Consider the following 18807-nt stretch of genomic DNA (forward strand, 5'->3'; position numbering starts at 1 on the left):
TCGCCGCGGCGCTGCTGCTCGTTCCGCTGGGTGCGCTCGCCGCACCCGTCGCGGCGCAACCGCCGCCGCCACCCGGGGCGGACGGGCCACCGCCGCCTCCCCCGCCACCTCCTCCCCCGCCGCCGCCCGGTGCGGGCAGCGTGGAACCCGGGCCGCCGCCTCCCCCGCCTCCGCCACCGCCGCCGCCGAAATGAACGTGCGAAGGGGCTCGACTGAAATCAGCCGAGCCCCTTCGCCGTTCCCGCTCAAAGGAGTTACACCAGGCCGCCGATGCCGTCGCCGATCGACTTGGCCGCCAGCAGCAGGAACAGCACCGACATGATGCCGGCGTGGTTGCGGACGGTCCATTCGCGCCAGCGGTGCAGGGTGCCTTGAGCTTTCGCGCCGCCGAAGAAGTGCACGGTGAGCGGAATGAGAACCCCGAGCGACGCGATGATCAGGAAGATCACCACGGTGAAAACGCGGATGACGTCGCTGGAGTCGGCTTCGGCCACCGTGACCCCGCCCACCGCGATCTGGATGATGTTCTTCGGATTGCTCAGTGCCAGCAGCGCTCCCAGGGCCACGCAGCGAGCGGGCGTGAACTCATCGAAGCGGCGCAGCTGAGGCGGCAGTTCGCCGCCTTCTTCCCAAGCTTGATGAATTCGCAACTGCCGCAAGGCCATCAACAGCAGCAGACAGCCGAAGACGAGATGGAACCACGGCACCCAGCTCGCAGGTTCCCCGTTCTTGTGCGCGCCCGCGGCATCCCCGAGGGTGACCAGGGCGATCAGGGCGGCCGCGATCGCACCGATCCAGCCCAGCCCGAAGGCCAGGGCATTGGTGCGCCCGCGCGGCGCGGCCAGGATCAGGATGATGGCGATCAAGGCAAACGGGCTGATGGCCACGCCGACCGCATGACTGAGGATCTGCCCGAACGCATTGTGCATGACCCTGACCATAGCTATGAATTTGCCAATTTCTGAACTATCGGCGCACTTTCACCCGTTTCGGGTGAGTACATCAGGTGAAGGCACTGATAGCTTGAAAGTCACCAAGGACTCGGTGCCCATCATCCTGGCCGGTAGGGCACCGCCGAAATGCCGGTGTGACGACCCCCTCATCTCGTCACACCGGCATTTCTCTATGCCAGACCGACTTACCTGCCAACGGCAAATTGTCGGCAATCGATCACGCGGGCCTCAGCGGCCGTCCCCGAGCAGCGCCCGCAGCGTCCGGCTGATCGCCTTGGACGCCGCGCGCTCGGACAGCCGGCGGCGGTCCATCAGGTGGTGGCGGTAGGCCCAGCCGGCGGTGGCGTCGATCAGATCGAGGAGTTCCTCGCGGCCGGTGGCGGCGGCCAGTTCGGGGGCGAAAGTCCTGGCCAAGCCCTCGCGAATGCGCTTGTCCGTCAGTCGCATCCGGGCGTCAAGGCCCGGTACGCCCGGTGATTCCAGCAGGCCGATCAGCCGCGGCTCGCGTTGCAGCGCGAAGATGCGCTCGCTCTGGCGCACCACCGCGGTGATGCGCTCGGGCAGCGGGGCCGCCGGATCCACCTGGGCGATCGCCGCCTCGACGGCGTCGGATTGCACCTCCACGGCCGCGACCAGCAGGTCGTTGCGGGTCGGGAAGTGCACGAAGATGCTGCGCTCCGACACGCCCGCGCGTTCGGCGATGGTCTTGGTGGTGGGGTCGAAATCGCCGTCGTGCACCGCCGCCAGCAGGCCGGCGATGATCGCCTTGCGGGTCTGTTCGGGATTGCGCCGCCGTCGGGTGCGCCCCTGGTCGCCGTCGGTCATACCGGAAATCCGATCACATCGGCCGGAACACGTCCCCGTGGGTAGGTCATTTGCCGATCCTATTGCAGTATGACTGCAATAGCGTGTTAGGGTGAGGGAAACGACCTTGATCCACACCGCCCCCTGGCAGAATCACAGCAACTAACTGGTTACTGAGCTCTGCCGTGTGTTCACCAATGTCGAATCGAGACAGGAGCAGACACCGATGTCAGACCAGAACCGCACCCCCGCCGGCGACGATCCGAAGCCGAACGGGTTCACCATGTCCCGGCGCGGGGTGTTCGGCGTCGGCGCCGCGGCTCTGGTCGCCGCCGGCATCGGCGTCACCGCCACCGGCTGCGACAGCAACTCCGACAACGGTTCGGCCGCCGAGAAGAGCTCCAAGGACGCGGTCGACGCCAGCAGCTCGATCATCGATCGGCAGAAATCGGTCCAGTCGTCCATGCCGTTCGGCGACACCACCGACTTCGCCGATACCGACCGGGGCTTCATCGCCAAGCTCGAGCCCGGAATCATCAAGGACGCCAAGGGCAATACCGTCTGGGACGACGACTCCTACGGCTTCCTGCAGGGCTCCTGTCCGAACTCGGTGAACCCGAGCCTGTGGCGGCAGAGCCAGCTGGTGGTGAAACAGGGCCTGTACGAAGTGGTTCCGGGCATCTACCAGATCCGCGGCCTGGACCTGTCGAACATGACCATCATCGAGGGCCGGACCGGCATCATCGTCATCGATCCGCTCATCTCGGTCGAGACCGCCAAGGCGGGGCTGGAGCTGTACCGGTCCAAGCGCGGCGACAAGCCGGTGGTGGGCCTGATCTACACGCATTCGCACGTCGACCATTTCGGCGGGGCCATGGGCGTCACCACCGCGGAAGACGCCGCCTCCGGCAAGGTTCCGGTCATCGCGCCGCAGGGCTTCATGGAACACGCTGTCGCGGAGAACATCTTCGCGGGCACCGCCATGGCGCGGCGGTCGGCCTACATGTACGGCGCGGCGCTACCGCGCGGTGAGAAGGGTCAGGTCGGCGCGGGCCTGGGCATGACCACCTCCACCGGCACGGTCAGCCTCATCGCGCCCACCAAGGACGTCACCCACACCGGGCAGACCGAGAACATCGACGGCGTGGAGATCGTCTTCCAGATCACCCCGGGCACCGAAGCGCCGTCGGAGATGAACTTCTACTTCCCCGGTTTCCGCGCGATGTGCATGGCGGAGAACGCGACTCACACGCTGCACAACATTCTGACGCTGCGCGGCGCGCTGGTGCGCGACGCGCACGTGTGGTCGCAGTACCTGACCGAGACCATCAATATGTTCGCGGCCAAGTCCGATGTCGCCTTCGCCTCGCACCACTGGCCCACCTGGGGCAACGACAAACTCACCGAATGGCTGCAGCTGCAGCGGGATACGTACGGCTACCTGCACGATCAGACGCTGCGCATGCTGAACCAGGGCTACACCGGCATCGAGATCGCGGAGATGATCCAGATGCCGCCGGCCATCGAGGCCAAGTGGTACAACCACGGCTACTACGGCACCGTCAGCCATGACGTGAAGGCCATCTACCAGCGGTACATGGGCTGGTTCGACGGCAATCCGGCGCACCTGTGGGAGCATCCGCCGGTCGAGAACGCCAAGCGGCATGTGGCGGCCATGGGCGGCGCGAGCGGAGTGCTGAAGACCGCGCGCAAGGCGTACTCGGACGGCGATTACCGCTGGGCGGTGCAGGCGCTCAACTATCTGATCTTCGCCGAGCCGGACAACGAGAAGGCGAAGATGTTGCAGGCCAGCGCTTTCGAACAGCTGGGCTACGGGTCCGAGAGCGGGCCGTGGCGCAACTTCTATCTCTCCGGCGCGTACGAGCTGCGCAACGGGAACTTCGGGACGCCGACCAAGGCCAATTCGGTCAGCATGATCAGCGCGCTGAGCGTGGATCAGGTCTTCGATTCGGCGGCGTTCCTGGTGAACGGGCCCAAGGCGTGGGATCTGAAGCTGGTCAACGACTGGGTGATCACCGATCAGAACCAGACCTACCGCACCGAACTGCGCAACGGCGTGCTCATCCACTATGTGAAGCCGGCCGACTTCTCCGGTCCCGCACCGGATGCCACCTTCACGCTGCCGCGCCTGAAGCTGATCGCGGTGATGACCGGGGCTCAGGACATCGTCAAGGAGATCCAGAACGGATCCATCAAGGTCAGCGGTGATCCGGCCAAGCTGGCGCAGCTCAAGAGCGTGCTGGACAAGCCCGACCCGAACTTCAATATCGTTACCCCGTAACGGTATTAACATGCGGCGGCGGAGGTGGTGGTGCACCTCCGCCGCCGGCGTGTCAGCCCACGGTTTCCAGCTTGGGCACCCGCCATTTGCCTTCCAGCACCGATGCTTTCGGGGCGTAGAGGCGCAGGGTGACCGAGAACGGGCCGGAGGCGGGGATGGGGAGCCAGTTGCCGGTGGGCACCGACGAGCCGGGATCCTCGCTCTGGATGGCGATTTCGACCGAACCGTCCGACCCGGCTACCGCGGGGGTGAGATGGCCGACCGAGTAGATGCCGGCCGGATTGTCGATCAGGTAGCTGTGCGCGTCGTAGGCGGTGAGCGACCAGAACGCGCCGACGGGCGGGAGTTCGCCCTTGGGGAAGGTGAGCCGGAAACGCTTGCCGCCGTCGGCATTCGCGTTCACCGTCGGGTACACGGCGTCCTTGGGCAGGTTCGCGCCGAGACCGAGCATGGCGACCTCGGCGCGCAGTGGATAGTCGGTGCCGTAGGTGCCGACGTTCAGGTCGAAGACCCAGCCGTTCTGGTCCTGGCCGTCCGGATCGTGGTAGGCCGGAATCTGTTTGCGCGCCGTGGTCGCCGCCGTGGTGAGCAGGTCGGCCGAGAGCGGATCGATGGTGGCGCCGGGCTTCACGCCGATGGTGGCGAAGCGCTTCATGGCGGGGGCGTCCGCGGCGGCGGGCGGATTCAAGGCCATGACCGCGCACAGGCGATCGAAGAAGGTGGGGCCGTCCATGGCGGCGACGGTGTACGCGGGCGACGGACCGCCGGCGGCCTGCGCACCCGGTCCGCCCTGCACCGCGTTCGGGTCGGCGCTCCACACGCTCAGCGGGGCCAGCTTCAATTGCCGTTGGATCGCACGGACATTCGCGAGATCAGCGGTCCCCTTGTATTCGATGCGGCCCAGCAGCCAGGTGGTTCCGGTGGGCATCGCCAGCTGCGTCATGCCGCCGGGGACCGAGCCCGACCAGTCCGGCCCGGTGATCAGATAGGTGTAGGGCGGATCGGATTTCCCGGGTTTGATCTGCTGATCCATGCTGCTCGGATCGTGCACGGTGTTCGTCCAGGCATCCAGCAACTGCATGAGCCAGTACCGCCCCGATTCGATGGCGGGCACCTGCAACACCATCGGCTCGGCTCGCAGATCCAGCCACGCCTGGGAATACAAGGTGTCCAGATTCAGGCGCACCACCTGCTTCTCCTGCGGGGTCGGCGGATTCTGGTGCACGAACTGGTTGGCCGGTCCCCCGGTCTCGCGCGTGACATCGGTCAGCACCAGCGGATAGCCGAAGACGTAGGCATCGATCGCGATGTCCTTGGGATCGTTCGACGGCGGTGTCGTGCTGGTGGTCGCCGAACTCGAATCACCCGAATCGCCACAGGCGCTCAGCCCGAACGCGGCCGCGGCCGCCATCCCGAGCCCGAATACGGCCCGCCGCGAAATCCCTTCGTCGAGATTCTGACCGAACCGCATCGTCCCAGCTCCTCCATTCGGCAACAGACCATCCGGTAGCCGAGTCTGCCCTAACCGATCGCCCATTTCGGACATCCCGCCCCGCCGGTGTCGCCGCCCGCCATCGACACCGGCCACCGTCGCGCGCGATGATCGGACTACTCATCGGCAAAGGAGCTCGAATGAACACCGCAGCAACCGAATTGGCGGGCCGCGTGGCCCTGGTGACCGGCGGCGGGCGCGGTATCGGCCGCGCCATCAGCCTGGCGCTGGGCGCGCGTGGCGCGAAAGTGGCCGTCAACTACCGCCGGGATGCCGCCTCCGCCGAGGAGACCGTGGAACAACTCCACAAGCTCGGGGTCGAGGCCGTGGCTGTCCAAGCCCCGGTGGACGATCTCCCCGCCGTCACCGCCATGGTCGAGCGAATCACGGCCGACCTGGGCCCGATAGACATCCTGGTACACAACGGCGGCATCGCCAGTCGCGGGCAAACCGTCGCCGATACCGCCTCCGACGAGGTAGAACGGCTGCTCCGCGTCCAGGCGATCGGGCCCCACCATCTCACCCGTCAGGTGCTCCCGGGCATGCGCACCCGCCCGCGCGGCGACATCATCATGATCAGTAGCGTCGCCGCCCACGCGCTGGGCGCCGCCGGGGCTCCGTACAACATGGCCAAAGCCGCCTTGGAAGCCCTGGCCCACACCCTCGCCAAAGAAGAAGCGCCCCATGGCATTCACGTGAACATCGTCGCTCCCGGGCTGGTGGCCACCGAGATGGGCGACCGGCTGACCACCGCCCTGACCGCCGGTGTTTCCCGCCAAGCCGCCGATCTCGACGCGACGGCCCCGTTCGGTCACGTCTGCCGCCCCGAGGAAGTAGCCGAGGTCGTCGCCTTCCTCACCTCCCCGGCCGCCGGCTACCTGACCGGACAGCGCATCATCGTGGACGGCGGCGCCTACCCTCATCGCTCCTGAACCGCGATGCCCAGGGAGGTGAGGAACGCGGTTGCGGCGGGAGTGGTGGATCGACTGCTCCAGACGGCGTATTCGACGCGGGCGGGGGCGTCGGTGATTTCGAGGGCGGCCACGCCGGGGATCTCGGCGGCGTAGGCGGCCGGGAGCATGGCCACGGCCAGATTCGGGGCGACGAGGCGAGCGATGTAGTCGGCCGTGGTGACCTCGAAGGCTACGTCGCGGGTGAGGCCGGCGGCGGCGAAGGCCTGATCGGATTGGATTCGGCCGGCGGTGCCCGCCGGTAGGTCCACGAAGACTTCGGCGGCGAGGGTGCGCAGATCCACCGCCCGGGCCGAGGCGAGGGGGTGGGTCGGCGCCACCACCGCCACCAGGCGGTCGCGCCCCAGTTCCCGGGCGGATACGCCCTTCGGCTCGGTGGTGACGGGCAGGCCGAGGAAGGCCGCGTCCAGCTCGCCCTGTTCGACCCGGGCGATGAGATCGTCGCTGGCGCCCACCCGCAGGGTGATGCGGACCTGCGGGTGACGTTCCCGGAAGTCGCGCAGGGCCGCGGGGATATCGACGGCGGTGACCGTGGGAATCAGGCCCAGGGCCAGGGTGCCCCGGATTTCGCCGATGGCCGCGGCCACTTCGGCGGCGGCGCGCTCGGCGGCGGCGAGGCATTGGCGGGCGGCGGGCAGGAAGGCGGCGCCGGCGGGCGTGAGGCGGACCCGGCGGCTGGTGCGTTCGAAGAGTTTGGCGCCGAGTTCCCTTTCCAGGCGGGCTATTTGGTGACTGAGGGCGGATTGGACCACCAGGCAGCGTTCGGCGGCTCGGGTGAAGCTGTTGGTTTCGGCTACCGCGAGGACGTAGCGCAGTTGCTGGAGTTCCACGGATCAATCTTGAATCACGATCGATGCGGTGACAAACATGTGTTGGACTCATCGATCGGCGCGGGGTGGGATCTACGTATGAGTAGTGAAGTGACACAACGGGTTAGCGAGGGCGCGTGGCGGCCCTGGGTGGGCGTCGGGGTGATCACCGCCAGCCTGTTCACCTTCGTCACCACCGAATTGATGCCGGTCGGGCTGTTGACGGCCGTGGGGTCTAGTTTGGACGTCGCGGTGGGCGTGGCCGGGTTGATGGTGACGCTGTTCGGGGTGTCGGCGGGGCTGGGGGTGCCGTTCCTGGTGGCGTGGACGCGCCGGGTGGATCGGCGGCTGCTGCTGGCGGCATTGCTCGCGGTGCTGGCGGCGGGGAACCTGATTACCGCTGTGGCGCCGAACTTTCCGATCCTGCTGGCCACGCGGCTGGCGATGGGGTTCGCGCACGGGATGTTCTGGGCCATCGGGGTGAGTATGGCCATGCGGCTGGTGCCGGAGCAGCACGCCAACCGGGCGGCGGCGGTGGCCTTGTCGGGGATCTCGATCGCCACCGTGGTGGGGATTCCACTGGGCACGTTGCTCGAGAGTCTTACCGATTGGCGGACAACGTTTTTGATCTGGAGCGCCCTCGCGGCGGTGGTGGGTGTCGCGGTGGCCGCCGTCATACCGTCGCTGCCTTCGGAGAACGCGGTGTCGGTGCGGGAGGTGTTCCGGCTGCCGCTCGACAATCCGCGGCTGCGGGCGGTGATGGTCGCCGTAATGCTGTACGTGCTCGGGCATTTCGGGGCGTACACGTTCATTCGGCCGTTCGCCGAGGAGAATTCGAACGCCTCGGCCGGGTTCGTCACCGGACTGCTGATGGTCTACGGGCTGGGCGGCGCGGCCGGGAACTTCCTCGCCGGGCAGGCCGTCGCCCGGAACCTGCGCGCAACATTCCTCACCGCCGGTGCGGGACTGGTGGTTTCGCTGCTGTTGCTGCTCGCCTTCGGCGATTCCCGCACCGGACTGGTGCTGGCCATGGTGCTGTGGGGCGTCTCGTTCGGCGCGGCCAATCTGTGCCAGATCAATTCGACGCTGGCCGCCGCACCCGACGCCTTCGAGGCCGCCATGTCCATCAACACGCTCGGCTACAACCTGTCGATCGCGTTGGGCGCGTTGTTCGGCGGCCTGCTGGCGGACGGCGCGGGGGTGAACGGAGCCGTCTGGTTCGGGGTGGCGCTGTGCGCGGCATCGCTGTTCGTCACGGCCACCACCCCGGACGGTCAGCGCAGGTCGCGGAAGAATTCGCGAATGTCGGCGACCAGCAGCGCGGGTTCCTCGAGCGCCGCGAAGTGACCGCCGTGGTCGACGTCGGTCCAGCGGACGATGGTGTTCGAGGGTTCGCAGTAGCGGCGGATGCAGACGTCGTGGGCGAAGGCCAGCACGGCGGTGGGCACCCCCGAGTTCGCGGGCCGCTCACCCCAGGAGCCGACGTTCGCGTAGCCGACGTAGGCCGCGGAGCCGGCGGTGCCGGTGAGCCAGTACAGCATGACATTGGTGAGCAGCCGATCGCGGCTGATGATCTTGTCGGGCAGCACGTTCCGGGGGAAGGTCCACTCCCGGAACTTGTCCATGATCCAGGCCAGCTGACCGACCGGGGAATCGACCAGGCCGTAGGCGAGGGCTTGCGGACGGGTGGATTGGATGGCGACATAGCCGAATTCCTCGCGCATGAAATCGTTGATCCGGCGCACCCGGTCGAGTTCCAGTTCGCTCAGGCCCTCGCGTTCACTGTCCGGGAAGGGTACCGGGGGCAGGTTGGTGCCGCCGTTGACGTGCACGCCGATCACGTGATCCGGTGCGGTGCGGGCGACTTCGGGGCTGACCGAGCCGCCGATGTCACCGCCCTGCACGCCGTAGCGCTCGTAGCCGAGACGGTTCATCAGCTCGGCCCAGGTGCGGCCGATGCGGGCCCTGGTCCAGCCGGAATCGTTGATGGGACTGGAGAATCCGAAGCCGGGCAGGGCGGGGATCACCAGGTGGAAGGCGTCGGCGGGGTCGCCGCCGTGCGCGCCCGGATCGGTCAAAGGCCCGATCACGTCGAGGAATTCGGCAATCGAGCCGGGCCAGCCGTGGGTGAGCAGCAGCGGCGTCGCCTCCGGTTCGGCGGAGCGCACGTGCAGGAAATGGATGCGCTGCCCGTCGATTTCGGTGGCGAACTGCGGGTAGCGGTTCAATTCGGCTTCGGCGGCGCGCCAGTCGTATCCGGTGCGCCAGTAGTCGACCATTTCACGCAGCCAGTGCACGGGGACGCCGGTGTCCCAGTCGTCGCCGGGCAGCGGGGCGGGCAGGCGGGCGGCATCCAGTTTGGCGCGCAGATCATCGAGCTGTTCCTGGGCGATTTCGATGCGGAAGGGAAGGATCTCGTTGCTCATGAGAACTACGGTAGGAGCCGGTTAGGACAGGTTCCGCCCTAGGTGTCGGGCAGAATCGGATTCGTGCTGGAAACCTCCGCGCGACTGCTGCGCCTGCTGTCCCTGCTCCAGACTCCGCGCGACTGGACCGGCGCGGAACTGGCCGATCAACTCGAGGTGGATGTGCGCACGGTGCGCCGCGATATCGAGAAACTGCGCACGCTCGGCTATCCCGTGCACGCCAGCGCCGGGTCGGCCGGGTACCGGCTGGGCGCGGGCGCGAAACTGCCGCCGCTGCTGCTGGATGACGAGGAGGCGATCGCCGTCGCCATAGGCTTGCGCACGGCCGCGGGCGGCACCATCGCCGGGATCGAGGAGAGTTCGCTGCGGGCGCTGGCCAAGCTCGAGCAGGTGCTGCCGTCGCGGCTGCGGCATCGCATGACCGCGTTGCAGGCCGCGACGGTCGCGGTGCCCGCGGGCGGCCCGCAGGTGGACCCGGACACCTTGACCGTCATCGCCGCCGCGATCCGCGATCAGCATCGGCTGCGGTTCGACTACCGTACCCACGCCGGCGAATCCGCCCGCCGCACAACCGAACCCCATCGTCTGGTGCACACCGGCCGCCGCTGGTATCTGACCGGCTGGGATGTCGATCGCGAGGACTGGCGCACCTACCGGGTGGATCGGCTCACCCCGCGCATCCCCACCGGTCCGCGCTTCACTCCGCGCGAGGCGCCCGACCCGGCCGAGCTGGTCTCGCACGGCATCACCAGCGCGCCCTACCGGCACCAGGCCCGCATCCTGCTGCACACGCCCGTCGAAACCGCCGCGGACCGCATCGCCCCCACGGTCGGGGTCCTCGAACCCGTGGACGCCGAATCCTGCATCCTGCACACCGGCGGACCATCGCTGGCGGCCATCGCCTTCTACACCGTGTCCTTCGGCTTCGAATTCCGTGTCCTGCACCCGCCCGAACTCGCCGATCACGTCCGTGACCTGGCCGCTCGGCTATCCCGCGCGGCCGGCGGGTGAAAACGCCGCGAATCCGACACGCCAGGCATCGATGCCACCTTCCTCCCCTCCCACTGCATACGCTGCCTGCTCATGAAGGGGATACCGCATATAGAGCCCGAGCAACTCTTCGAGGAGCACGCGCTCCTGACCTTCACCATGCTGGCCACGCAGCTGGCCGATGCCGGGCACAGCCTGGCCGATGCCGAGGTCAGCATCGACGTCACCGAGCGGACCGACGACGAGGTGGCGGCGATTCGCCGGCTGGCCGCCGAACGCGGATTCACCGCGCTACGCCTGGTGGACGATTCGGTCCTGCCGCGGCGCGGGACCGTCACCTCCGAGGCGAACGGCTCGCTGCCGCGCTGATCCGGGTCAGCGCTCGAGCACCTCGCGCAACCGCGACAGGGTGGTCTTCCAGCCGCGTTCCATGGCATTGCGCGCCATCTTCTGCCGCCGGTCCTCGATATCGAAACCGGTCTGGGTCAGCAACAGTCGCGTCCCGCGTCCCTCGGGCTGGATCAGCCAATCCACCACCCAGCGCGCGGGACGCTCGGCGCGCAGATCCACCCAGCTGATGGTGAGCCGCTCCCCCGGGCTGGCCGTCAGCACCTCGCAGGCGATCTCGCCGGGCGGCGTGCCGGGCACCGCGAAGACGAAGCGGGTGCCGACCGCCGCCACGAATCCGCTGGAGCGCAGTTGTAGCCAGCGCTCGACCAGATGCGGTTCGATGAGCGCCTCCCAGAGGGCATCGGGTGGCTGCGGGAAGAACCCGCCGATCTCGACCGCAGCCGGATTCAACTCCGCGTCGGGCAGCATGCCTCCACCATGGCACGAGCGGAGCGGTTCGGCCACGCGACGCGGCGATCTTGTGGGAATCTCCGAAAACGGCAGGTGCGCAATGGAATCGATCCCAGACGGCGTGTCACGGCCGGTCGCGGAGCTTTTCGGCGAAGGCGCGGGCGGCGGCCAGATCGGCCGCGTCTGGGCGGCCCTTGCGGATGCCGCCGACGGCTTTGAAGGGCAGCCAGGTGTCGAGGGCGCGGCAGGCGAAGGTGTCCACCACCTGGTAGCCCTTGCCTTCGAGTTGCTGGACGAGCGGATGCGTGCGGGGCGGGAATCCGCTGGTGACGTAGACGAACGCGCGACGCGGGCGGCCCTCGGGCAGTGAGCGGACGAAGTCGCGCAGACGAGGATGGAAGGCGAGGTTGAAGATGCCGGAGCCGAAACCGACGAGGTCGTAGTCCGCGAGCGCGGCGGGGTCGATCTCCTCGGGCTCGAGGATGGGGGCGTGCAGGATCGGGGCCATCTGCTCGGCGATGCGGCGGGTATTGCCGTGCGAGACCGAGACGCAGACGAGTGCGGTTTTCATGTGACGCTCCTTTTCTGGTGGGTCCGGATATCTCGGAGACACCGGCGGGGGCCGCCGACTCGGGTGAGAACGGCGGGCTGGGCGTTGTAGGCGGCGACCTCGAAATCGGTGTCGGCCAGGTATTTCCGTTGCAGGCCGAGGACGAACTGGGCGACCTTCGCGGCGCCGAGAATGGGATACCGGGCCGCGCTGACCTTGCCGCCGCCGTCGGAGATCTGCACGACGTCGGGTGCGAGCAGCTCCAGCAGCGCGCGGGTGTCGCCGGTGCGGGCGGCCTGCTGCCGACGTAGTCCTCGCGGCGGCGGGAAGTGGTGCGTAAATGGTTGAGCGCCTGCCGGGTGACCGTCCGGGTCAGGTACGCGCGCGGATGTTCCACCGCCGCATGGTCGACGGCGCTCCAGCGCAGATAGCTGTCCTGCAGCACGTCTTCGGCATCGGCCGCGCTGCCCAGGATCTCGTAGGCGAGGGTGAACAGCAGCGGGCGCAGCCGAGCGAACTGGTCAGTTCCCCCGAAGTCCGCCATGCGGACCAAATTATCAGCGCGCGACCGCGAGCACGGCGAGCCGCGAGGTCTGCCGCAGCATCCGGATGGCCGGAATGCTGAAGATGCCGGCCAGCCGGGTGTACGGCCAGATGGCGATGAGCAGCATGACGATGAGCCCGCGCGCCTGATAGAGCGCGGGGGCGTGCGCCATCACCGCGGGCTGCGGGTGCAGCGTCAGCACCGAGCGCGACCAGGTGAAAAGCGTTTCGGCACTGCGGTATCGGCCGTCGCCGGGGGTGGCGTCGAAGGTGACCAGCATGGCCGAGAGCACGGTGGCGACGAGCACCGGCAGGGTGAGCCGGTCCACCGCGGAGACGCGCCGGCGGGCGTCGGCGGCGATCAGCGGGGGCACCAGGATGAGCGCGGCGCCCGTCATGGCGAGCGGGATCGCGACGACCTGCAGCACGATGATGAGGATCCGGATGCCGCCCTCGGGACGCGAATCCGGTCCGGCGGCAAAGACTTCGGTGACGCGGGCGACGAACAGGATGGGCACGCCGATCCGGAAGGCGTGGATGCCGAAGCGTTCGGCGCGGTCGATGTGCGGCCCGTAGAGGTGACCGCGGAACCCGTCGCGGCGGTAGCGCCAGAGATGCCCGATCACGCACGAGAGGATGGCTCCGTAGGGCAGCAGCACCCATAACGCGATCATCATCGTCGATTTCCTTGCCCGCTTCGGATCCGCTCCCGACGCGCACCTTACTGTCGCACGGAACCGGTCGCTGGAAAAGTGCCGAAAGGCTCCTAACCAGTAGAGATTCCGACCGGCCGGCGACCGGTCACCCGGTTTTTCCGGTGCCGCGCCGAGCGCTTTCGAGCGGATTGCCTCAGACAGTCCATTGTGTCGGCGGTCACCACCGGCTACGGTATGTGACACCACACAGTCTCAGTTAGCTACCGGGCCGATCGACCGGCCCCGCCGAGGGGTTTGAAGTCCATGCGTTTGCATCGCACGAGCCGGGCAGCGGCGCTCGGTATCGCCGCCTTCGCGGCCCTGTCCCTGACCGCGGCCCCCGCCCCGGCCGAGCCCGCGGACAGCGGGGCGTGCGCGGAACCGGAGGCGGGCAAGGCCTTCGAACGCCGGGACGCGGGCGCGGCCGGCATGGACGCGGCGGCGGTGACCGATGCCCTGGATTTCGGGCAGCGCGCGGGCGGCTACGCGGTGCAGGTGTACCGGCACGGCTGCCTGATCGGCGACCGCACCCCGACCGCGAATCTGCCGCTGCCCCTGGCCAGCGCCAGCAAGGGGGTGGCGTCGCTGGCGGTCGGGCGCGCGGTCACGCTCGGCTACTTCGGCGTGGACGATCCCCTCATCAGGTTCTTCCCGCAGGCCGATGCCGCGCACGCGAATCTCACCGTGCGCCAGGTGCTCACGCAGTCCACCGGCCTGCACTTCAGCTGGCCCGCCGACATCGCGGGCATCCAGACCGACGAGGTGCTGCAGAGCCTCGCCTCCCCCGCGGAGTACGAGCCGGGCACCACCTTCCAGTACGCGCAGTCGGTGCTGGCGCTGCTGCCGAAGATCATCGAGATCAGCACCGGGCTCGACTATCAGGAGTTCGTGCAGCGAGAACTCATGGGCCCGTTGGGAATCGATCGCGAGAACTGGATCTGGTTGCGCGACCGCAGCGGCAATACCGCGGTCAACGGCGGGCTGGCCATGCGCCCGGCGGATCTGGCCCGCATCGGAACCCTGATGCTGCACAACGGTTCCTGGCGGGGACAGCAGCTGATCGACGCGGGCTACCTGCGCGAGGCCACCACTCCGAGCCCGGCCAATGCCGGGTACGGATTCCTCATGTGGCTCAATGCCGGTGACACCTATCGCGGTGTCGATGTGCCGACCGCGACCCTGTACGAGCATTCGGTGTTCACCGGTTCCCCGCGCGACACCTACGCCTTCTCCGGCGCGCTCGGGCAGTTCGTGGTGGTGGTGCCCAGCCGCGATCTGGTGATCGTGCGGCTCGGTGTGCCCGCCAAGATCGAGATCAATAATCTGCAGGCGCTGCTGACCGGAACCTCCAACCCGGACAACAAGGAACTGTTCCGCCGCCTGTCCGCCGCGGTCACCGATGTGCCCGGCGAACCCTACGACGATCCCTACCGGTATCCGGCGCCGAGCAAGCCGCTGGCCAAGGATCTCAGCGAACTCGCCCGGCTGATCGATCCGGTGAACGCCGCGCAGATCCTGCTGGGCGTCGGACCGTACGCCTCGACCGGCTGCAATCTGCTGTGGTGCAACGGGAAACCGGTGCCGGTGGATGTTTTCGAGCTGCTGCTCGATGTCGGCGGCCAGGTGCTCGCCGCAGCGCAAGGGCTCGGCAATACGCCGCGCTGAACAATTCGAACGACAAGGGGAGGCCCTCGACGATGAGGACGTTCACCACTCTGAAAACCGCTGCGGCCGTGGGGCTGCTGGCCTTCGCGGCGTGCGCGGCGCCCACGTCGGCGTACGCCGACGAACCCGCGCCCGCCGCCACCGCCCAAAGCCTGTACGCCACACCGGGACCCCATCGGGTGGCGACGCCGGTCACCACGAATCCGTGCCAGCAGTCGGTGTACGGCATGATCGCCCACATCACCGTCACCGTGTTCGGCAACGCCTCGGAATTGCAATGCACGCAAGCGTTTCCGGGCGGACTGGAATCGCCGATCGGCGTCAACACCTACTACCCGGCCGATATCGCCGACCTGCCGGAGGCTCCCCTGGTGGTGCTGACGGGCGGCATCCTGTCCGTGCCCGGCAATTACGATCAGCTGGCCCGGCTGTACGCCAGCCACGGGTTCGTCGTGGTCATCCCCTACGACTTCTTCAACTCCACGGTGGATGTGCCGACCCTGGGCCTGGCCGTGGCTATCCTCGCCGATCGCGACGCCGCCTCGCCGCTGCACGACCGGATCGACCTGAGCCGCACCTTCTTCGCGGGACACTCCGGCGGCGGGCAGGCGTCGCTGCAAGCGGGCACCCTCTACCCCGCCATCGCCGCGCTCATCGATCCGTCGCTGCGCATCGCGGGCGTGCTGGCCATCGAACCCGGACCGCTGGCGGTGGGCGCGCTGATCGGCGTCCCCACCCTGTTCCTCACCGGCTACAACGATATCGTCGTCCCCGATTTCGCCTGGGTGCGCTGGTGGCAGTACAACCTCATGTTCAACGCCCCGTCCTGGATCGCCAATGCGCGCGGCGTCACCCATTTCTCACCGGTCGACGCCCCCGAGAACTACCGGGCCGCGGGCACGAGCGTGGCCTGGCTGAAATACCTGGCCTTCGGTGACGAGACCGCCAAACACTATTTCGTCGGCGCGGATTGGCAACTGCCGGCCGACAAGACGTTCTTCAGCGTCGAACGCAATGCGCAGGCGAACGCCTTGAACTGACCGCGAGCGCACGGCAAAAGAAATCAGCGCCCACCGAATTCCGGTGAGCGCTGATTTTCGAGGTTTCGGAAGACCGTCAGATCCCCATGCCGCTGGCCAGCATCGGCCACGACTTGTGCAGCGCCTCTTCCCAGTACGGCCAGTAGTGGGTGCCGACCGGATTGAACTGGTAGGTCGCCGGAATGTTCAGCGAATCCAGCTTGGACTGCAGGTTATGGGTGCAGCCGTTCACCGCGGCCTCGATGATGACGCCGAGGCTCAGGTTGATGGCGCCGGTGACGCCGGGCGCGTTGTCGAGGTAGTACTGCACGTCCTCCAACAGCGGCAGACCGCTGCCGCTGGAGATGTAGAGCTGGGTGCCGCGCAGCTTCTCGGCGTTCACGACCGGATCATTGGCCGCCCACAGCGGGGAATCCGCCGGGCCGTACATGTTCTCGGTATTGCCGCCCGCCCAGGTCTCGGTGGCCAGCTTGAGGAAGCGCTGACCGGCCGGATCGGCGATCTGCGCGCAGCCGCTGTAGGCGGCGACGGTCTTCCACAGGCCCGGCTTGGCCTCGGCCAGCTGCAGCACCGAGGTGCCGGAGGTCGAGAGCCCGGCGAGGGCATTGAGCCCGGTGGACTTGAGTTCCTTGTCCAGCAGCGGCGGCAGTTCCTCGGTGAAGAACGTCTTCCACTTGTTCAGGCCCAGCTTCGGGTCCGGCTTCTCCCAGTCGGTGTAGTAACTGCCGAGACCGCCGATCGGCTGGATGACATTGACCTGCTTGTCGGCCAGCCATTCCAGGGCATTGGTGCGGGCCTTCCAGTTCGCGGTGCCCTCACCGCCGTCCAGGCCGTTGAGCATCCAGAGATTCGGCGCGGATTTGGATTCGTCGGCCGGCCGCTGCACATCGACCAGGATCTCCTTGTCCATGGCCGCCGAATACACCTTCAGATGCCAGTTGCGCCCGTCCTTGGTATTGGCGGTGATGGACGCGGGCTTCTGCGGTTCCGCCGACGTGTTGCCCACGGTCAGGCCCACCGCCAAGGCGATGGCGGCCGCGACAGCGGCGGTCCGCCCGGCGGCGGACTTTCGCGCCGGTACTCGATAACGCACCTAATACTCCCTTTTGTGCCGGGCTCGCTCAGCCCGCGGTCGAGCCGTTCCCCGTCGCTATGTCTTTCGCCGAGGCAAACGTGTTACTCGACAATGTCTTTCAAATGGGAGTGCCCCGTGTCAAGACATGGGAGGCAGGGGCGCGGGCGAAACCTGCGCCAAGCGGTCGCCGAGCTCGTTGATCCGGTCGCGCAGATCGATCAAAGTCTCGATCGGATAGCCGACCGCGTCCATGGTCGACTCGATCATGTCCTGGGCGCGGCGCTGCAATTCCCGGCCGGCGGCGGTGGCGCGCAGATGCACGGTGCGGCGATCGGTTTCGCTGCGCACGCTGTCCACCAGACCGCGGGCCTGCAGGCGCGCGATGATCGGCGAGACCGTGCCGTAGTCCAGGCGCAGGTGCTCGCCGAGCTCCTTCATGGTGATGCCGGGAAACTCCCACAGCGCCAGCAGTGCCAGATACTGCGGATAGGTGACGTCCATGGCGTCCAGGTGCGGGCGGTACGCGGCGGTCATGGCCCGGGAGGTGCTGTACAGGGCGAAGCACAGCTGGGTGCTGAGAGATAGCAATTCGTGATCCACGTCCGCGTCCGAGGCCGGGTGCCCACCGGCTTCGGACCCGGTATGTGGTCGAGCGTCCATTGTCACAGGGTACGCATTACGGGATCGCGGTCCGTACCGCGGTGAGGACGGCGGTGGTGGCCGCGTCGTCGCCGACGGTGACCCGGATGCCCTCCGCATAATCCTTGACCTGGATGCCCGCCTCGGCGAAGGCGTTCCGCAAGCCGAATCCGACCGCTTGGTCAGGGGTGAAGACAAACGCGAAGTTGGCGGAGCTGATCGGCACCGGCAGCCCGAGGGCCCGCAGTCCCGCGCCGAGCCGGGCGCTCTCGGCGCGAATGGCCTCCACCCGCGCGGTGAGCTCGTCCGCGGCGTCGTAACAGGCGCGCACCCCGACCTCGGCGAGCGCGTGCATGGCGAACGGCACCTGCCGGTGCGCCATCCGGCCCATGGTGACCGGCAGGCCGACCGCGTAGCCGATGCGCAACGCGGCCAGCCCGAACGCCTTCGAGAAGGTCCGCACCACCACCAGATTCGGATGCCGGTCGAGCAGGTCCAGGGTGGCCAGGCGCTCGCCGTGCGGGACGAACTCCAGGTACGCCTCGTCCAGCACCGCGGTCACGGCCGGATCGAGAGCCGCCAGGAAATCCGACAGCGCGCCCGGATCGAGGCGGGTGCCGGTCGGATTGTGCGGATTGCAGATCACCACCAGGCGGGTGCGCGCGCCCACCGCAGCGGCCATGGCGCGCAGGTCCTGGCAGCCGCCGGGGGTGAGCGGCACCGCAACCGCGCGGCCGCCCACCATTTCGGTGAGCATGGGGAAACCCTCGAAAGTCGGGGTGGCCATGACGACTTCGTCGCCGGGGCGGACGAATTCCTGCAGCAGGGTCATGAACACGCCCGTCGCGCCCGCACCCACCACCACGCGGTCCGGGGCGACGCCGATCCGCTCGGCGATCAGGCGGGGCAGGCGGCCGGGCCGGAATTCCGGGTAGCGGTTGGCGGCCACCAGCGCGCGTTCGAGGGCCGCGTGCACGGACGGCAATGGGCCGTAAGGGTTCTCGTTGAGCCCGAGCCGATGCCCGAGCTCGATGGTGTGCGTCATGCTCGGT

19 protein-coding genes and 1 pseudogene are annotated in these 18807 nt (G+C 68.0%); 7 read left to right on the forward strand and 13 right to left on the reverse strand.

Features of this window, described 5'->3' with window-relative positions; all coding sequences use genetic code 11:
- Nucleotides 1-254: 254 nt before the first annotated feature.
- Nucleotides 255-929: a GAP family protein gene (locus LTV02_RS16990; RefSeq protein ID WP_233040923.1), complete on the reverse strand. Its 675-nt coding sequence runs from the start codon at nucleotides 927-929 to the stop codon at nucleotides 255-257.
- 252 nt (nucleotides 930-1181) lie between these two features.
- The gene (locus tag LTV02_RS16995; RefSeq protein ID WP_233040924.1) at nucleotides 1182-1778 is read right to left on the reverse strand and encodes a TetR/AcrR family transcriptional regulator; all 597 of its coding nucleotides are present in this window, start codon (nucleotides 1776-1778) and stop codon (nucleotides 1182-1184) included.
- Between the two features lie 442 nt (nucleotides 1779-2220).
- On the opposite strand from LTV02_RS16995, the gene LTV02_RS17000 reads away from it, so the two are divergent.
- Nucleotides 2221-4059, forward strand: a complete 1839-nt coding sequence (locus LTV02_RS17000; protein WP_233041599.1) for an alkyl/aryl-sulfatase — start codon at nucleotides 2221-2223, stop codon at nucleotides 4057-4059.
- 52 nt (nucleotides 4060-4111) lie between these two features.
- On the opposite strand, the gene LTV02_RS17005 is transcribed toward LTV02_RS17000, so the two are convergent.
- Nucleotides 4112-5530, reverse strand: coding sequence for a DUF1254 domain-containing protein (locus LTV02_RS17005; protein ID WP_233040925.1), 1419 nt, complete (start codon nucleotides 5528-5530; stop codon nucleotides 4112-4114).
- A 161-nt stretch (nucleotides 5531-5691) separates the two neighbouring features.
- On the opposite strand from LTV02_RS17005, the gene LTV02_RS17010 reads away from it, so the two are divergent.
- On the forward strand, nucleotides 5692-6483 hold the full coding sequence (locus LTV02_RS17010) for an SDR family NAD(P)-dependent oxidoreductase (protein ID WP_233040926.1): 792 nt from the start codon (nucleotides 5692-5694) through the stop codon (nucleotides 6481-6483).
- Here LTV02_RS17010 and LTV02_RS17015 read toward each other — a convergent pair.
- Nucleotides 6471-7352: a LysR family transcriptional regulator gene (locus tag LTV02_RS17015; RefSeq protein ID WP_233040927.1), complete on the reverse strand. Its 882-nt coding sequence runs from the start codon at nucleotides 7350-7352 to the stop codon at nucleotides 6471-6473. The genes LTV02_RS17010 and LTV02_RS17015 overlap by 13 nt on opposite strands.
- Before the next feature lie 90 nt (nucleotides 7353-7442).
- On the opposite strand from LTV02_RS17015, the gene LTV02_RS17020 reads away from it, so the two are divergent.
- Entirely contained in the window at nucleotides 7443-8678 is a 1236-nt protein-coding gene (locus tag LTV02_RS17020) for an MFS transporter (RefSeq protein ID WP_233040928.1), read from the forward strand.
- Here the strand turns inward: LTV02_RS17020 and LTV02_RS17025 are convergent.
- Entirely contained in the window at nucleotides 8606-9757 is a 1152-nt protein-coding gene (locus LTV02_RS17025; protein WP_233040929.1) for an epoxide hydrolase family protein, read from the reverse strand. The two genes, LTV02_RS17020 and LTV02_RS17025, sit on opposite strands and share 73 nt — an antisense overlap.
- 63 nt (nucleotides 9758-9820) lie before the next feature.
- Here LTV02_RS17025 and LTV02_RS17030 point away from each other — a divergent pair, with 63 nt between their 5' ends.
- Together LTV02_RS17030 and LTV02_RS17035 are read left to right on the forward strand one after the other, a co-directional pair.
- Nucleotides 9821-10768, forward strand: coding sequence for a helix-turn-helix transcriptional regulator (locus LTV02_RS17030; RefSeq protein ID WP_233040930.1), 948 nt, complete (start codon nucleotides 9821-9823; stop codon nucleotides 10766-10768).
- 72 nt (nucleotides 10769-10840) lie between these two features.
- Nucleotides 10841-11116: a hypothetical protein gene (locus LTV02_RS17035; protein WP_233040931.1), complete on the forward strand. Its 276-nt coding sequence runs from the start codon at nucleotides 10841-10843 to the stop codon at nucleotides 11114-11116.
- A gap of 6 nt (nucleotides 11117-11122) precedes the next feature.
- On the opposite strand, the gene LTV02_RS17040 is transcribed toward LTV02_RS17035, so the two are convergent.
- The 5 genes and pseudogenes from LTV02_RS17040 to LTV02_RS17055 form a co-directional block, all read right to left on the reverse strand.
- Nucleotides 11123-11566 carry an SRPBCC family protein gene (locus tag LTV02_RS17040; protein WP_233040932.1) on the reverse strand — a complete coding sequence of 148 codons (444 nt, stop codon included), beginning with the start codon at nucleotides 11564-11566 and terminating at the stop codon, nucleotides 11123-11125.
- 106 nt (nucleotides 11567-11672) lie between these two features.
- Complete coding sequence (locus tag LTV02_RS17045; RefSeq protein WP_233040933.1) at nucleotides 11673-12119, reverse strand: flavodoxin domain-containing protein; 447 nt, start codon at nucleotides 12117-12119, stop codon at nucleotides 11673-11675.
- Nucleotides 12116-12340 carry a hypothetical protein gene (locus tag LTV02_RS39630; protein WP_408639371.1) on the reverse strand — a complete coding sequence of 75 codons (225 nt, stop codon included), beginning with the start codon at nucleotides 12338-12340 and terminating at the stop codon, nucleotides 12116-12118. The genes LTV02_RS17045 and LTV02_RS39630 overlap by 4 nt, the downstream gene beginning before the upstream one ends.
- 41 nt (nucleotides 12341-12381) lie before the next feature.
- Nucleotides 12382-12642 (reverse strand): annotated as a pseudogene (locus LTV02_RS39750) (sigma factor); the annotation flags it as partial.
- Nucleotides 12643-12655: 13 nt separating this feature from the next.
- Complete coding sequence (locus tag LTV02_RS17055; RefSeq protein WP_233040934.1) at nucleotides 12656-13318, reverse strand: respiratory nitrate reductase subunit gamma; 663 nt, start codon at nucleotides 13316-13318, stop codon at nucleotides 12656-12658.
- Between the two features lie 282 nt (nucleotides 13319-13600).
- Between LTV02_RS17055 and LTV02_RS17060 the strand changes: the two genes are divergently transcribed.
- Together LTV02_RS17060 and LTV02_RS17065 are read left to right on the forward strand one after the other, a co-directional pair.
- The gene (locus LTV02_RS17060) at nucleotides 13601-15001 is read left to right on the forward strand and encodes a serine hydrolase domain-containing protein (protein ID WP_233040935.1); all 1401 of its coding nucleotides are present in this window, start codon (nucleotides 13601-13603) and stop codon (nucleotides 14999-15001) included.
- A 32-nt stretch (nucleotides 15002-15033) separates the two neighbouring features.
- Complete coding sequence (locus LTV02_RS17065; protein ID WP_233040936.1) at nucleotides 15034-16041, forward strand: poly(ethylene terephthalate) hydrolase family protein; 1008 nt, start codon at nucleotides 15034-15036, stop codon at nucleotides 16039-16041.
- Nucleotides 16042-16117: 76 nt separating this feature from the next.
- On the opposite strand, the gene LTV02_RS17070 is transcribed toward LTV02_RS17065, so the two are convergent.
- The 3 genes from LTV02_RS17070 to LTV02_RS17080 form a co-directional block, all read right to left on the reverse strand.
- On the reverse strand, nucleotides 16118-17134 hold the full coding sequence (locus LTV02_RS17070) for an alpha/beta hydrolase (protein ID WP_233040937.1): 1017 nt from the start codon (nucleotides 17132-17134) through the stop codon (nucleotides 16118-16120).
- A gap of 120 nt (nucleotides 17135-17254) precedes the next feature.
- Nucleotides 17255-17650, reverse strand: coding sequence for a MarR family winged helix-turn-helix transcriptional regulator (locus LTV02_RS17075; protein ID WP_067714447.1), 396 nt, complete (start codon nucleotides 17648-17650; stop codon nucleotides 17255-17257).
- A 142-nt stretch (nucleotides 17651-17792) separates the two neighbouring features.
- Nucleotides 17793-18800, reverse strand: a complete 1008-nt coding sequence (locus LTV02_RS17080) for a pyridoxal phosphate-dependent aminotransferase (RefSeq protein ID WP_233040938.1) — start codon at nucleotides 18798-18800, stop codon at nucleotides 17793-17795.
- Nucleotides 18801-18807: the final 7 nt, after the last annotated feature.

It is taken from the genome of Nocardia yamanashiensis (assembly GCF_021183565.1).
Classification (GTDB): domain Bacteria; phylum Actinomycetota; class Actinomycetes; order Mycobacteriales; family Mycobacteriaceae; genus Nocardia; species Nocardia yamanashiensis.

What these genes read in the sequence shown, in the direction of transcription:
- LTV02_RS16990 (WP_233040923.1), bottom strand. Translation starts at nt 929, where the DNA reads ATGCACAATGCGTTCGGGCAGATCCTCAGTCATGCGGTCGGCGTGGCC.
- LTV02_RS16995 (WP_233040924.1), bottom strand. Translation starts at nt 1,778, where the DNA reads ATGACCGACGGCGACCAGGGGCGCACCCGACGGCGGCGCAATCCCGAA.
- LTV02_RS17000 (WP_233041599.1), top strand. Translation starts at nt 2,221, where the DNA reads ATGCCGTTCGGCGACACCACCGACTTCGCCGATACCGACCGGGGCTTC.
- LTV02_RS17005 (WP_233040925.1), bottom strand. Translation starts at nt 5,530, where the DNA reads ATGCGGTTCGGTCAGAATCTCGACGAAGGGATTTCGCGGCGGGCCGTA.
- LTV02_RS17010 (WP_233040926.1), top strand. Translation starts at nt 5,692, where the DNA reads ATGAACACCGCAGCAACCGAATTGGCGGGCCGCGTGGCCCTGGTGACC.
- LTV02_RS17025 (WP_233040929.1), bottom strand. Translation starts at nt 9,757, where the DNA reads ATGAGCAACGAGATCCTTCCCTTCCGCATCGAAATCGCCCAGGAACAG.
- LTV02_RS17035 (WP_233040931.1), top strand. Translation starts at nt 10,841, where the DNA reads ATGAAGGGGATACCGCATATAGAGCCCGAGCAACTCTTCGAGGAGCAC.
- LTV02_RS17040 (WP_233040932.1), bottom strand. Translation starts at nt 11,566, where the DNA reads ATGCTGCCCGACGCGGAGTTGAATCCGGCTGCGGTCGAGATCGGCGGG.
- LTV02_RS17045 (WP_233040933.1), bottom strand. Translation starts at nt 12,119, where the DNA reads ATGAAAACCGCACTCGTCTGCGTCTCGGTCTCGCACGGCAATACCCGC.
- LTV02_RS17055 (WP_233040934.1), bottom strand. Translation starts at nt 13,318, where the DNA reads ATGATGATCGCGTTATGGGTGCTGCTGCCCTACGGAGCCATCCTCTCG.
- LTV02_RS17060 (WP_233040935.1), top strand. Translation starts at nt 13,601, where the DNA reads ATGCGTTTGCATCGCACGAGCCGGGCAGCGGCGCTCGGTATCGCCGCC.
- LTV02_RS17065 (WP_233040936.1), top strand. Translation starts at nt 15,034, where the DNA reads ATGAGGACGTTCACCACTCTGAAAACCGCTGCGGCCGTGGGGCTGCTG.
- LTV02_RS17075 (WP_067714447.1), bottom strand. Translation starts at nt 17,650, where the DNA reads ATGACCGCCGCGTACCGCCCGCACCTGGACGCCATGGACGTCACCTAT.
- LTV02_RS17080 (WP_233040938.1), bottom strand. Translation starts at nt 18,800, where the DNA reads ATGACGCACACCATCGAGCTCGGGCATCGGCTCGGGCTCAACGAGAAC.